General features: G+C 38.9%; 11 protein-coding genes. 9 read left to right on the top strand and 2 right to left on the bottom strand.

Translation table 11 applies throughout. The features are described from left to right. Positions 1–10: 10 nt before the first annotated feature. Both BLS35_RS22020 and BLS35_RS22015 read left to right on the top strand, forming a co-directional pair. Positions 11–847, top strand: a complete 837-nt coding sequence (locus BLS35_RS22020) for a hypothetical protein (RefSeq protein WP_132226014.1) — start codon at positions 11–13, stop codon at positions 845–847. A 44-nt stretch (positions 848–891) separates the two neighbouring features. Continuing rightward, positions 892–2,802: a TlpA disulfide reductase family protein gene (locus BLS35_RS22015; protein WP_090785592.1), complete on the top strand. Its 1,911-nt coding sequence runs from the start codon at positions 892–894 to the stop codon at positions 2,800–2,802. 12 nt (positions 2,803–2,814) lie between these two features. Here the strand turns inward: BLS35_RS22015 and BLS35_RS22010 are convergent, their stop codons facing one another. Continuing rightward, positions 2,815–3,279, bottom strand: a complete 465-nt coding sequence (locus BLS35_RS22010) for an LEA/WHy family protein (protein WP_132226013.1) — start codon at positions 3,277–3,279, stop codon at positions 2,815–2,817. A 137-nt stretch (positions 3,280–3,416) separates the two neighbouring features. On the opposite strand from BLS35_RS22010, the gene BLS35_RS22005 reads away from it, so the two are divergent. The 4 genes from BLS35_RS22005 (at position 3,417) to BLS35_RS21990 (ending at position 6,646) form a co-directional block, all read left to right on the top strand. Further along, positions 3,417–4,181, top strand: coding sequence for a sterol desaturase family protein (locus BLS35_RS22005; RefSeq protein WP_090785590.1), 765 nt, complete (start codon positions 3,417–3,419; stop codon positions 4,179–4,181). An 18-nt stretch (positions 4,182–4,199) separates the two neighbouring features. Continuing rightward, positions 4,200–5,348 carry a TlpA disulfide reductase family protein gene (locus tag BLS35_RS22000; RefSeq protein ID WP_090785589.1) on the top strand — a complete coding sequence of 383 codons (1,149 nt, stop codon included), beginning with the start codon at positions 4,200–4,202 and terminating at the stop codon, positions 5,346–5,348. A gap of 127 nt (positions 5,349–5,475) precedes the next feature. Further along, positions 5,476–6,003 (top strand): OmpA family protein, encoded by a 528-nt coding sequence (locus BLS35_RS21995; RefSeq protein WP_090785588.1) that lies wholly within the window; start codon positions 5,476–5,478, stop codon positions 6,001–6,003. A gap of 100 nt (positions 6,004–6,103) precedes the next feature. Beyond that, on the top strand, positions 6,104–6,646 hold the full coding sequence (locus BLS35_RS21990; protein ID WP_090785587.1) for a hypothetical protein: 543 nt from the start codon (positions 6,104–6,106) through the stop codon (positions 6,644–6,646). Between the two features lie 18 nt (positions 6,647–6,664). On the opposite strand, the gene BLS35_RS21985 is transcribed toward BLS35_RS21990, so the two are convergent. Next, a complete protein-coding gene (locus BLS35_RS21985; RefSeq protein ID WP_090785586.1) occupies positions 6,665–7,255 on the bottom strand; it encodes an RNA polymerase sigma factor in 591 nt (196 codons plus the stop codon). Positions 7,256–7,369: 114 nt separating this feature from the next. Here BLS35_RS21985 and BLS35_RS21980 point away from each other — a divergent pair, with 114 nt between their 5' ends. The 3 genes from BLS35_RS21980 (at position 7,370) to BLS35_RS21970 (ending at position 13,826) form a co-directional block, all read left to right on the top strand. Further along, positions 7,370–8,614 (top strand): FecR family protein, encoded by a 1,245-nt coding sequence (locus BLS35_RS21980; protein ID WP_090785585.1) that lies wholly within the window; start codon positions 7,370–7,372, stop codon positions 8,612–8,614. A 205-nt stretch (positions 8,615–8,819) separates the two neighbouring features. Beyond that, entirely contained in the window at positions 8,820–12,350 is a 3,531-nt protein-coding gene (locus BLS35_RS21975) for a SusC/RagA family TonB-linked outer membrane protein (protein ID WP_165973339.1), read from the top strand. A gap of 12 nt (positions 12,351–12,362) precedes the next feature. Beyond that, positions 12,363–13,826 (top strand): RagB/SusD family nutrient uptake outer membrane protein, encoded by a 1,464-nt coding sequence (locus BLS35_RS21970; protein WP_090785583.1) that lies wholly within the window; start codon positions 12,363–12,365, stop codon positions 13,824–13,826. Positions 13,827–13,844: the final 18 nt, after the last annotated feature.

The raw sequence follows: 13,844 nt of genomic DNA, 5'->3' as shown, positions 1-13,844 counted from the left end.
TCAGATCGACATGAAATTAAGAACTTTAGTATACCCATTGATCGCTCTACTTATGGTTGTGGGCTGTAAAAAGGAGGCCGCCATAATACCAGATACGATTACACCCGAATATAGCCTTCCTCAGGGGAATCATCCTTACGATACGCAAATCGTGGATTTTTACCATACCTATGGCTGCTATATGTTATATAAATTTACTGAAAAGGATTTTAACTGGAACATTTCCAATAAGCTTTCCTATGTTGCTGATCAAGGTGACGAAAATTATATCGCACCCGCACTTGTGGCACTAGACAAATATTTGTTTAAGTATTACAGTTCGGATTTTCTAAAGAAGGCTTTGCCCTATAAAATTATCCTTTCATCCAGAATCAGAGAAGTTACTAATGATAATGATACACTCGCTACGCCTGTTAACAGTGTAAGTACTTTTAGTCATTTTGCTTTTGGCCGTGCCGGCAGCAGTTTGACAGGTATGGCGGAGGATGAACTGAAGGTAATGAAGGTAGATTTGCATAGGGAATTCTGGATGCAAGCTGTGAGTTTCGGTAAAATCCCTTTACCACCAACGTTTGTTAGAGCTACTAATTATGATGATGTGTATTCTTGGACGGCAAAGGCCAACGGGGTTTTTTACCCAACGGTGGATGGAGTAGCCGCGGATGTTTATACTGATTTTGAAGGATATATTAATGTTATTGCTTCAAAAACCGTTGAGGAGTTAGAACAAAGCTTGTTTAAGCCAGCGAATGATCCGAATGGAAAGTATAAGCTGAAATATAACATGATTATTAGTTACTATAAAACGGTTTTTGGAGTTGATTTGCAGGGTATTGCTCGTTTGTAGACCTACTGCTGACCGTTAAGCTCAGATTAAATCAAAACATACAGATGAAAAGAATATGCTCGCTGCTGATCCTGGCGGTCCCCTTGATGGGGATTTGCCAGCAGCAAAAATTTACTATAAAAGGGCGGGTGGAAGGCCTGCCGGCTAAAACTAAGGCTTACCTGGTTTATCAGCTCGGATCAAAAATGGTACAGGATTCCTGTAAGGTGAGTAATGGCACATTCTTATTTACTGGAACAGTGCCAGAAGCTATGGAAGCTTCATTATTATTAGGTCATGCCGGAAAGCAGCCTGGTGCGGAGCCAATGGACTGTCAGTCGATCTATCTTGAAAATGGGATTATACAGGTGCAGGGTAAAGACTCTCTGATTCGTAGTATTGTTAAAGGAACACAACTTAATGCCGACAATCAGGAACGGACGGCATTAATGAAGCGTTATTCAGGCGCCAGTCAGACGATTCAAAAAGAAGCTATGATCGACTTTGTCAGGAAACATCCAAATTCAAGAGTTAGCCTGGAATGGATGAATTTAGTCGGATACCGGGATAGTGTTGTAACGGCCAACTATCTTTTATTGTCTGACCGACTGCGAAATACTGAAATGGGAAAGGAGCTCAGTCATGGAGCAAGGACTGTACTGTCCATCCGTCCCGGACAAATCGCGCCAGATTTTACCCTTTTTGATCCTGAGGGACGTTCGGTAAGGCTATCTGACTTTAGAGGCAAATATATATTACTTGATTTTTGGGCTAGCTGGTGCAAACCTTGTCGCGCTGTGCAACCCGAGTTAAAAGCTTTGAATGAAGCACTAAAAGCAACGGGTAAATTTGCCATTCTAGCCGTTTCTCTTGATAAAAATAAGGAAGCATGGTTAAAAGCGATAGCTGAGGATCAGGTACCTTGGTTACAAGTTGGAGATCTTAATGGACAAGGAAATAAGGCTGCACAGCTGTATGATGTAACGATATTACCTTCCAGTTTCTTAATCGGTCCTGATGGGACAATCCAGCAAGCAAAGCTGAAGGAGAAATTGTTTAAAGATAAATTACTACCTGTTGATAATTTTGGCGGCAATACTACAGGTGCTGATGTACCCTTATCAGACCTTAACATGCAGGTTATATTGAGTGCTCTTGCTAAAGAAAAATTGCTCAATGAAGATATTACAGCAGATTATAATCAATTGAACCAAATCCTAGAAACGGATATCGGAGAAAGGGCACTTGGGAAGGAACTTGATTTGCTGGATCTTGAAAAAGACGGCGAAGCTATTTATCAATTGCTGAATACCAAAGGCGTGTTGTATAATAAACAAAAGCTAAATATGAAACGGAAGTTTATAGCAGAATATCCGGATTCTTTTGTCAGCCTGTATGTACTAAATGGACTGGAGCATATGTATAGCGCCGACAGCTATGCGGCAGCTTATCAAAAACTAACGCCGCGGCTTAAAAACACCAGTCTTGCAGTAACCATAAAGGAAAGAATTGATAAATTAAAGGTCACAGCAACAGGAACGAATGCCAAAGATTTTACCCGTAAAAATCAATATGGAAAATCCATCAAGCTAAGTGACTATCGTGGTAAATTGGTCTTGCTCGATTTCTGGGGCAGCTGGTGTGTGCCATGTCGACAAACTCATCCTCATTTAAAGGAATTGTACAGTAAATATAAAGGTAAAGGACTTGAAATTGTTGCTGTAGCTAATGAAAAGAGCAAAGATTTGGAGAAGAGCAAACAGGCCTGGCATGCAGCGATTAAGAAAGATGATATCAACTGGGTACATGTATTGAATGATGAAGGATCAGGTGCTCCGGATATTGTAGGGGCTTACGGTATTACAAGTTACCCTACTAAATTATTGCTTGACCAGAATGGAAAAATCCTGATGCGGGTGTCATCAGGATTGAATGAGGAAATGGATCAGTTGATAGAAAAATTACTGGGAAAATAGATAAGTTTTTAATTAAAAGGGCTCCATGATCAGGTTAATGTTATGGAGTCCTTTATAGTTGATGTTTATGGTTTTTGAAATCCCAGCAATGCTGCCTTTAAATTTTCCATCAAGTGTGACCATTGTACTATCCAGTTTTAAACCATGTGCGGAAAGATAGGCGAGGTCAATCTTTAAATTGGCGGGTACGGTAAATTCAGATTGTGCTGGGACATAGAATGTCGTATCAATGAGCGCTTTTCCTAATCTTAAGGTATCTAGAAAAATGGTTACCTCTCCACCTTTAAACTGAAAGCCCAGATGATTCTGATTATAACATACCGCTTTTGTACGGATGGTTGGCTTATTACCGTCCCATTTAAGAACTTCAACGTCTAGCAGAGATGGCATCCTGAATTGAGGTGTTTTAAAAGGAGAACAGCCTAGCAGAACTGAACACACGAGTAGCGATAAATTACGTTTGGTTAGTATCATCATGTTTGATTTAATAGGTAAGGCAAACCTAACCCTAAAAAGGGTGAACGGAATTAGTTTTAATTCTTTTCACCCTTTTTTAGTTAGCGAATGCCTTCATTATAAATGTTCATGAAAGGTATCTTATTTAAAGCATCGAAATGTTAACGGAATTGATAGAGAAAACTTTAATGCTATTCAGCATTTCAACAATTAGGTATTTTATTATGGCAGGTATCGCATTTGGCTTATGCTACAAGTTATTTGCCGGGAAACTGCATAAAGCGAAGATTCAACAGCGCGATGCTGACAGATCTAATTTTATACGCGATATCTGGCATTCTATGCAAACTACCGTCATTCTTACCATTATAGGTTGTTTGGTGTTGTTTACACCGCTAAAAGGCTATACAAAGGTTTATGAGGCTGTTACAGATTATTCCTTATGGTGGTTCTGGCTAAGTTTACCTGTTTGTCTTATTATACACGACACCTACTTTTACTGGATGCATCGTTTGTTACATGCCAAGGTAATCTTCCCTCACGTACACCTTTTACATCATAAATCTACCAATCCATCGCCCTGGACATCTTATTCGTTTCATTTTTTTGAAGCCTGGACAGAAGGTGGTGTGTTGATCTTAATTGTTTTTCTGATTCCTATTCATCCTATTGTACTTGAAATGTTTGTTGTTGTTGCTTTCGCTATCAATGTTTATGGGCATTTGGGGTACGAGATCGCTCCGAAATGGTTTAGAAATACCTGGTTGTTCGAGATCTTTAATACCTCTGTACATCATAATTTGCATCATAGTAAGTTTAAAGGAAATTATGGATTGTATTTCAGAATATGGGACAAGCTACTAAAGACTGAGCATCCGGATTATGTTAAAGAGTACGACAAAATACAAAGCAGAAGAATTTAAACCAAAACCTAAACAACCATGAAAAAAATACTACTATTGCTATGTTTGCTGCCATTTATGACCTTGGGCCAGCAAAATTTTATTCTAAATGCTAAGCTGAAACCGCTGACGTTTCCCGCCAGGGCTTTCCTTTACTACACTATAAACGGGAAAACGACTATAGATTCTGCGATTATAAAGGATGGTGTTTTTACTTTTAAGGGTACGCTTTCTGAAGTAGCAAAAGCATACTTAAAAATCAAACGAGAGAAGATGCCGGGAACTGAAACCCGACGTACCCCCTCAGATTTACTTGATTTTTTTCTGGAACCAGGGACAACAAGCCTCAACTCAACAACCGATTCTGTAAGCTCTGCGGTAATAAAAGGTTCTGTGGTTAATGATGATGTCGCAAAATGTAAAGCTGTAATGGCGGGCATTCAAATCAAAGCGAATCAAATTATGGCCCAATATAAATCAGGAACTCCTCAGCAATTGAAGGATTCCCTATACACAGTGGGTTTTAATGAACAATTGAGGGTGCTTGATGCCGAGGCGAAAAATATTCATGCTAATTTTATGCGTAGTAATCCTGATTCGTATTATAGTTTAATATTATTTAAAACTGTTGTGCCTATTGCCGCTGATCCCTTAGTTGCAGAAAGGGAGTTTGCTAAATTCTCGTCACGTTTAAAATCGGGCCCCTTAGGTAAGCGAATTCAGGACGAAATATATGCCACCAGACTATTGGCCGTGGGCCAGCCGGCGATGGATTTCACCCAAAATGACAGCAATGGTAAGCCGGTTAAATTATCCGATTTTAAAGGTAAATATGTCCTGTTAGATTTTTGGGCCTCCTGGTGTGCTCCCTGCAGACAGGAAAATCCAAACGTGGTAAAAGTATATCAAAAATATAAAAACAAGAATTTTACTGTATTGGGGGTGTCTTTAGACAATGCTGGACTAAAAACAGCCTGGCTAAAAGCGATCAAAGATGATGGGCTTAGCTGGACTAATGTTTCGGATCTTAAGGGTGGAGATAATGAAGTGGCTGTGAAATATTTTGTGAAAGCCATACCTAGCAACTTCCTTGTTGGACCGGATGGAAAGATACTGGCAAAAAATCTGAGAGGAGAGGAGTTGGAGCTTAAGCTGGAAGCCTTGCTTGGCACTGGTAATGCCAGATGATTTTGAAATCCGAAGATGAAAAATGTTTGTTAACACTATTTGTGTAAAATGTTCGTTTTAAGTTCGTATTCTTTTTAAGATGTGAAACTTATTTTTTAACATTACGAACACAAACACAAATAAACAAATGAAATTTTTAAGAACCAGTTTATTATTGGCGGCCATTGGCTTGCTTGCGATCTCCGTACAGTCATGTAAAACAAAGAAGGCAATTGTTAAACCACCTGCACCAGTTGAGCAACCAGCACCACCGGTAGAGGAGAAAAAAGAAGCGCCTGCACCAGAGCCAAAACCAGCTCCAGCACCGGTAGAGGAAAAACCTGATTACAATTTTAGTAATGTTCAGTTTGAATTTAACTCAGGCGTACTGAAAACAGCTTCGTTTGAGGTGTTGGATAAGATCGCTGCAGAAATGAAGAAAGATTCATCAGTTAAATTTATGATCAATGGTCACTCTTCAATTGAAGGATCTGCAGAACACAATATGTCTTTATCTGTAGATAGAGCAAACTCTGTGAAATCATACCTGACAAATGCAGGGATTGACGGGAGCCGCTTAATTGTAAAAGGCTTTGGCGCTACACAACCAACTGCGCCTAATACTACAGAAGAGGGTAAAGCTTTAAACCGTAGAGTTGAGTTTAAGCTTAACTAGTAAGATTTAATAAAAAAATTAAAGGCTGTATCATTAACATCGAACAAGGTGTTAATGATATAGCCTTTTTAGCAATAAGATTATACCTTTGCAACTCCATATGAAGTTATCCCTGATCCTTTCTTTATTCGTTTTGCTATGTACTGCTGCTACTGCGCAGGAGGTGATTGATTGTAAAAAGCTTTTAGACACAGAGCCATACTTTGTGCAGCACAAATCATCAGAAAAGGACAGCCTGCTGAAACGTGATATTGCCATCCTTAAGCATTGTGGTAATTTTGAACCTATTGATAGTGTGTTTTTGAAAGGCCCTATGCTTGGTGCTTTAATGCTGGATCAGGCAAGGATTGGCAAGCCTGCCACTTATAGAACGTTGATAGATTACTTTAACGACTATAAAAAGACTATCGCTTATAAGGATTTTATAAAAGGATTGGTGCTCTATAAAGAACTGGCGCAAAAGAAAATTAATCTGGACAATTGGGAAACGGACAAAGAGCTCTTTGTGAGAATGGGCTTTACCGTTGGTGATTTGGAAGACTTTAAAGGCTTTTTGACCAATATAGCCGGTCAGGATTTAACCTATAAAGCCGCGTTGACCAAATACATGAGCGAGATTGAAGTTATGCGTGTAGATAAATAATCGCGCACACAAATAGGGTTATTTTAAAAATAACCAGGCTAATAAAATACCATACGATATTCCAGAATTCTTGAATTGCTGACGAAGGTTTTTAAGTGCCTCGACCAGATGGTTGTTTACAGTACTTTTAGAAAGGTTTAGCATTTCGGCAATTTGATCATGTGTAAGCCCTTCATAACGACTTAATTTAAAGACCAATTGCTGTTGGCTTGGAAGTTTAGCCACGCTTTGTACCGTAAACTCTTCTAGATCTGCCAATAGAATAGCTTCTTCAGTCTCATTGTGCGCCTCTTTAAGATCTGCCCAAAGCTTTTCTCGGGCAGCACCGGCGGTTGCCGCATTACGTAATGCATTGAGGGTGAGTCGGCGGGCAATGGTATACAGATAAGGTCCCAAAGGGTAGCTGATATCCAGGGTCAATCGCTTTGTCCATAAAATAATCAGTGTTTCCTGTACAATTTCTTCGCTCAACTCCCTGTTTTTTAGGAAACGCCAGGCGAAACTATAAAGCTTAGCTTTGTAAATGTTAAACACAAGGGCAAATGCAGACTCTTCGCTATTGCGTAAGCCAGCGATAAGCTGATCCTCTTCATGTGTTTGTACATTCATTGCTGATTCTATTTGTGTCAGAAAAAAAATAATTTCAATTCGACTAGTTATATAAGTCGTCTGCCGTGTATTATCTGATAAACCCTGGGTAAATATCAGTATTAATAAGAAATAATGAACAAGCAACAACTACAAAATTTACTGATTGCTTATTCTAGCAATAAAATTGAACCGAAAGATTACATTGAACTGATGGATCTTGTTGTTTCGTCTGAGCAAGACGCAGAGTTGCATGCTTTTATGCAAAAGGTTTGGGACAGTCAACCCATGGAAAAACCTTTTTCTGATTTACAATCAGAAATGCTGTACAAACGGATCGTTAGTGATCAGCGTTTTTCTGGGCCAGCAATTAAAAAGAGAAGTGTGGGACATGTATTATGGCAAAGAATTGCCGTGGCTGCAGCAGTATTGATTACGGTGTCGATGGGCTTGTTCTTTTATATACATAAAAACGCTTTACCGGGCATTAAAGGGGGGATTACCTCAAAACAGGATGTTAAGCCAGGTGGTAATAATGCTGTGTTGACTTTGGCCGACGGCCGTAAAATTATATTGAATGATGCGAGCAGTGGTAAGCTTGCAGATCAAGGTGGGGTGTCTGTCACAAAAACTGCCGATGGTCAGCTTGTTTATGAAGTTTCGGCTAAGGGAAAAACAGCGATCGCTACTGGATACAATACCATAGAAACGCCAAAGGGTGGGCAGTACCAAGTTAACTTGCCCGATGGGACTAAGGTATGGCTCAACGCAGCTTCCGTACTTAAATTTCCTTCAGATTTTACACATCAAAATAAACGAGTGGTTGAGTTGAGTGGGGAAGGGTATTTTGAAGTAGCACCCTTAAAGGTGGCTACGGCTGGTCGTAAAGCGCTGCATAAAATGTCTTTTATTGTTAAGACGAGTGAGCAATCGGTAGAAGTGCTGGGGACTCACTTTAATATCAGTTGTTACCCTAACGATGTGGAAACTAGAACTTCCTTGTTAGAAGGTGCTGTGAAGGTTAATGTCTTGACTAAGACTATAGGAAGTAAGCTTTCAAATGCTGAAATCATGCTTAAGCCAGGGCAGCAAGCTTTGCTAAACGCTAATGAACTGAGTGTTAAAAATGCAGATGTAGCCAGTGAGGTGGCATGGAAAAATGGCTATTTCGTGTTTAAGAACGAAGAAATGCGTAGTATCATGCGTAAAATAGCGCGTTGGTACAATGTAGATGTTGTTTTCTCAAACGATTTTGCTAGCCGTCGTTTTGAGGGGTCGATTTCTCGTTTTAAAAATATATCTGAAGTACTAAGAAAATTTGAGCTAACAGGAGATATTCATTTTAAAATTGAAGAAAGGAGGATTACCGTTATGCCTTAATTTTTACGTATAACTGGGTAATCAAGAAACCAGGAGTGATTCGAGCCACTCCCGGTAAAGTTTAGGTTACCCTCTAGAATTGCAGTAAACAACCATTTCAACTAACCCAAAACATATCAAAAGTATGAAAATTTACCTACAATTTTTGCAGGTTCTTATTGCCTTTTTTTGGCAAAAAATACCGGTACCATCAAAACGAACTATCATGCGAATTAACTTAACTTGCATTGTTCTTTTATTGACCTTAGTTCAGGTAAGTGCAGCAAGCTATGCGCAAAAAATCAGCCTGTCAAAAAAGAACATCACCCTACAAGAGTTGTTTAAAGAAATTAAAAGTCAGAGTGGTTATGACTTTTTATATCAACCAAGTGAACTAAAAAACGCAAAGCCTGTAAATATAGAAGCTGCCAATACAGACCTACGTATGTTATTGGATAATGTATTTGAGCAGCAGTCCTTAGCTTATGCGATTGACCAAAATACCATTGTGGTGAGGAAAAAAAATGAATCCATTTTAGATAAAGTGGTTAATTTTTTTAAACTTATGATCTTTAATGGTATGGTTGTAGGCGAAGACGGGGAACCACTGCCAGGTGCAACTGTTAAAGTGAAGAATGGAACAAAAGCCGTGATTACCAACGGTAAAGGTGTGTTTTCGATTTCTGGTGTCGAGGAAAATACCATTCTAACAGTTTCCTTCATTGGTTATAAGACAAAGGAGGTGACAGTTGGTAATGGTCGATTCTTAAAAATACAAATGGAACCAGATGAATCAAATCTGGATGCAGTAATGGTAACTGGTTATCAGAAAATATCTAAAGAACGTGCTACAGGTTCTTTTAGCCAGGTAAACAGAGAGGCTTTAGATCATCGTCCGGTTTCTAACTTATCATCTGCATTGCAGGGTGCGGTAGCAGGTATGCAGGCAAAGGAAAATGCAGACGGTAGTGTAGATTTCCTGATCAGGGGAAATAGTACATTGTATGCAGATAGAAAACCATTAGTTGTCGTAGATGGTTTCCCAATTTCAAATAGTGATTTTTCAGACATCAATCCGAATGATGTGGAGTCGGTAACGGTGTTGAAAGATGCTGCTGCGGCTTCAATATGGGGTGCGCGTGCTGCAAATGGGGTAATCGTTGTAGTAACAAAAAAAGTAAAGGGAAATACTAAACTAAAGATTGATGTAAGCGCATTTACAAGGATATCCAATAGGGTAGATCTTGACCAGGCGCTAACACAAGCTAATTCCGCAGATCATGTGGCTTATGAACGTAAGGCTTTTGAAAACAATTGGGTTTTTGATCAGTTTGCAGGATCTTTTGGGGATATCTATAAATCGCTTACTTTGGCGCAAGAGCTATTGTATGCCAATGATGCTGGTACTTTGAGTAAAGCGGATATGGATGCCGGTCTTGATCGTTTAAGTAAAATCAGCAATAGATCGCAGCTTCAAGATTTGTTAATGCGTAAATCTGTATTGAGCCAGTATAACATAAACTTGCAGTCGGGTACAGATCGTTCTAAGACATATATGTCTTTAATGTATGAGAACAACAAAGGTTCATTCGTTAAAAACGGTTACGATCGTGTGAATTTGAATTTTAATAATGATTTTAAAATCTCTAAGGCCCTTAATTTTAACATCTCTGCTAATTTGCAGTATAAAGATCAGGAAAGTAGTGGTGCAACGATAGATGAAATCCAAGGACTTTCTCCGTATGAACTTTTGTTAAATCCAGACGGGAGTTATGGAACGAATTTGAAAGATTACAACCGTGAACAACTTGGACTTATCCCATATGATAAATTTACTTATTCGGATTGGTCATACAACTTGTTACGTGAAGTGACAGGTCGTAATTTGAAGAGCGAGACCTTGAATGCAAGGATTCAAGCTGGACTTAACTTGAAAATCGTGAAAGGCTTGACCTTTGACACAAAGCTTCAATATGAAAGGTCAAAAACTGATTACAACGATTATTTTGATGAAAATACCTTCTTTACAAGGGGATTGATCAATAAAATGACGGTGTATAATGATGCCACCAAAACTGTGGGCAAAGCTTACATTCCAAAGGGTGGTATTTTAAAAGGGCGTGAGTTTACCAGATCAAATGGTGTCACGTATGATGTCAATAATACAGACCTGGAAAGTTACTTGTTAAGAAATCAATTCAATTTCGATAAAAATATAGGGAGCAAACACAGTATCTCTGTGATAGCAGGTATGGAGTTGGCGCAGTACACTACTAGCCAGCGAGCTAATCCTTATGTTTATGGTTATTATGGTGATAAATTGCAGGCCACTACACCGCCTTATGGTTATGGTAGTTCGGTTGACCAGTTTACTGATTTTGAAGGTGGAAATGCTATTGTTCCCGGTGGAAATACGGTGTTTGATTGGAAGCGAGATAAATTTGTTTCCTTCTATAGCAATGCATCTTATACTTATGATAACAAGTATACCTTAACCGGAAGTATAAGAAGTGACGCATCTAATTTTATTACTGATGATCCTAAATTGCGTTGGTCGCCACTTTGGTCTGTTGGGGCAAAATGGAATGCGAAGAATGAACGCTTTATGGATAACATTGCTGCGGTAGATCGCTTAGATATTCGTTTAACTTATGGAAAGAATGGAAACGTTGATGGTAGTACTTCTACAAAGGCCCTTTTGAATATAGGATCGGGGCTTAATGGAAGTACAGGGACAATCACAGGTACTGTTTCTGACAATGGGAATCCTTTTTTACGTTGGGAAGAAACGACCAGTACCAACTTTGGTATTGATTTCGCCTTGCTAAACAACAAGTTGTTTGGATCAATTGATCTTTACAACAAAAGAGGTGAAGGTATTATCGGTGTGGTTGCTTTACCTGCTGCAACAGGAACAACTAGTCAAAAATTTAATAATGCGAGTATCACCAACAGGGGTATTGAAATTTCTTTAGGTACCAATATAGCAATTCCAAATACATCAATTAATTATTCCACCTCATTCAACTACGCTTATAATTACAATAACATCAATAGCTTGTACAATCCATCGTTGTATGTGTACCAGATGATTGAAGGTACGTTTGTAGAGGGAAGACCCGTAAATGCGGTTTACTCTTTTGATTATTTAGGTATGAAGGATGGTGTGCCATACGTTGCGGGTCCAAATGGGACTACGCAGTCGTTAAATGATGTTACTTTATATAATAGAGGATTAGGCTTACCTTTCTTGAATTATGAAGGTACGGCAACGCCGCCACATACCTTAGGCTGGGTAAACAACATCAGGGTGCATGATTTTAACCTTACCGCAATATTTGTGGGTAAAATGGGGGGTGTATACCGCAATCCTGGTTTTCAATATAGTACTACTGTAGGTTACGATAAAACTTTTGTGAATAAATACATCAGTGATGTACTTGCTGGTAATCCAAATGTTCCTGGTTTTGGTAATCCGGATGAAACCAAGCTTTATCTATGGGATCGCTATTCGCCAGCTTTGAGCAGTTTGGTTGAGAGCTCTTCTTACATCGAGCTTAAGGAACTTACATTGGAATACAAGTTGTCGAAAAAACTTGCAAAAGCAATACAGGTAAATAATGTTAAGATTTTTGCGCAGACACGTGATCTGGGTATGATATGGCATGCCAACAGTAAAGGGTACAACCCAGACTGGTTGCCTGGTACAAACAGACCTGTACAATCTTATACTTTCGGTGTAAACCTTCAATTTTAAGACCTAAATATTATGAAATTACTAAAATCGTTATTGATAATTACTGGGGTAATTCTATTTGTAGGGTGTAAAAAATACCTTTCAGAAGAGCCTAAAAAACAAGCCAGCATTAAGACTGTGGAGCAGCTGGAAGCATTGGTGGATAATGCTACTGCTTTTGCTTCTGTAAGCAGCAACACTGCTGTTTACTCTACAGATGATACAGAGATTACTAAAGATTTGTATAAAAATAATGCGGTTGCTTTTACTATAGATAACCTTCAGTACTACGTGAATAGTGTGGATGGAGTAGTTGGTGCTGCGGCAGATGCATTGTGGGCTGGCGAATATAAAAAGATATTTACCGCCAATCTTATTCTTGCAAATGTTGATGAAGTGACGGGAGATGAAGCACGTAAGCAGCGTGTAAAAGCTGATGCGTATTTCATCAGAGCCTATGCTTATTGGGTATTGGCTAATTATTATTGTGCACCATATAGTGCTGCGAATTTAAACAGCTTAGGTTTACCACTTAAGAAAACATTAGATTATACTGAGCCTTTAAAACGTGCTACATTAAAGGAAACTTATGATTTCATTTTAGCGGATATTGCGGAGGCACAAAAAGTACCTAATGATGAGGTTGATCCAATGCGCGCCTGGAGGGTGAGCAAGAAAGCGATTGCTGCATTTATGAGTCGTGTGTACTTGTTCACAGGGGAGTATGATAAGAGTATAGCGCAAGCAAATATAGCGTTAACAACTACGGTTGCTAAATTAGTAGATTATAAAACTTTAAAACCGGGTATTTCTAAATCATATACCAATCCGGTAGCTAAATTGGATTACGTAGAACAGAATGATTGGGCTGCGTCTAAATATTTGTACTGGTCTGAGTTTTATTATACCCGTTATGTTGCTACACGTAGCCAATGGTATTTACCAAGTACAGCTTTGTTGGCTTTGTACGATACCCAAAATGATTTACGCTACAAGAGCTTTATGATCCCTAACGGAGGAAGAAGATTTTCTGTAGTTACGCCAGCAGCTTTTAGGTATACCATATTTGCTGATGGGCAATATATTCCTGAGGGGCCTACTTTTTCTGAAGTATTGCTAAACAAAGCAGAAGTGTTGGCTCGTAGCGGCGACTTTGGAGGTGCAATGACTGAGGTTAATATATTAAGACAAAAAAGAATGAGCACCTATATTGCTTTAACTGCTACAGATAAAGATGATGCGATAAAGAAGGTCTTGGAAGAAAGAAGAAGAGAAATGCCTTTTGCGATGCGCTGGTATGACATTCGTCGTTTCGGTGCAAATGAGTATCTAGCAGATGACGTTACAGTTACCCGTGATTTCTTTGAGGTAAGTATTAGTGGTGTAAATGTAAATGTGCCTAAAACTTATACTTTAAGTTCAAAACGCTTATTAGTACCTATTAATGGTGTCGAAATGGATGCCAGTAAAGGTCAGATTGTACAAAATCCCTACTAATACAAATGTTAAAAAGGG

Origin of the sequence: Pedobacter sp. ok626 (assembly GCF_900100435.1) — a bacterium.
GTDB lineage: Bacteria > Bacteroidota > Bacteroidia > Sphingobacteriales > Sphingobacteriaceae > Pedobacter.
The sequence above is the reverse complement of the archived record's forward strand: the minus strand, read 5'-3'. Positions and strand labels throughout refer to the sequence as shown.

What these genes read in the sequence shown, in the direction of transcription:
- BLS35_RS21990 (WP_090785587.1), top strand. Translation starts at nt 6,104, where the DNA reads ATGAAGTTATCCCTGATCCTTTCTTTATTCGTTTTGCTATGTACTGCT.
- BLS35_RS22010 (WP_132226013.1), bottom strand. Translation starts at nt 3,279, where the DNA reads ATGATGATACTAACCAAACGTAATTTATCGCTACTCGTGTGTTCAGTT.
- BLS35_RS21995 (WP_090785588.1), top strand. Translation starts at nt 5,476, where the DNA reads ATGAAATTTTTAAGAACCAGTTTATTATTGGCGGCCATTGGCTTGCTT.
- BLS35_RS21980 (WP_090785585.1), top strand. Translation starts at nt 7,370, where the DNA reads ATGAACAAGCAACAACTACAAAATTTACTGATTGCTTATTCTAGCAAT.
- BLS35_RS21975 (WP_165973339.1), top strand. Translation starts at nt 8,820, where the DNA reads ATGCGAATTAACTTAACTTGCATTGTTCTTTTATTGACCTTAGTTCAG.
- BLS35_RS22005 (WP_090785590.1), top strand. Translation starts at nt 3,417, where the DNA reads ATGTTAACGGAATTGATAGAGAAAACTTTAATGCTATTCAGCATTTCA.
- BLS35_RS21985 (WP_090785586.1), bottom strand. Translation starts at nt 7,255, where the DNA reads ATGAATGTACAAACACATGAAGAGGATCAGCTTATCGCTGGCTTACGC.
- BLS35_RS22020 (WP_132226014.1), top strand. Translation starts at nt 11, where the DNA reads ATGAAATTAAGAACTTTAGTATACCCATTGATCGCTCTACTTATGGTT.
- BLS35_RS22015 (WP_090785592.1), top strand. Translation starts at nt 892, where the DNA reads ATGAAAAGAATATGCTCGCTGCTGATCCTGGCGGTCCCCTTGATGGGG.
- BLS35_RS22000 (WP_090785589.1), top strand. Translation starts at nt 4,200, where the DNA reads ATGAAAAAAATACTACTATTGCTATGTTTGCTGCCATTTATGACCTTG.
- BLS35_RS21970 (WP_090785583.1), top strand. Translation starts at nt 12,363, where the DNA reads ATGAAATTACTAAAATCGTTATTGATAATTACTGGGGTAATTCTATTT.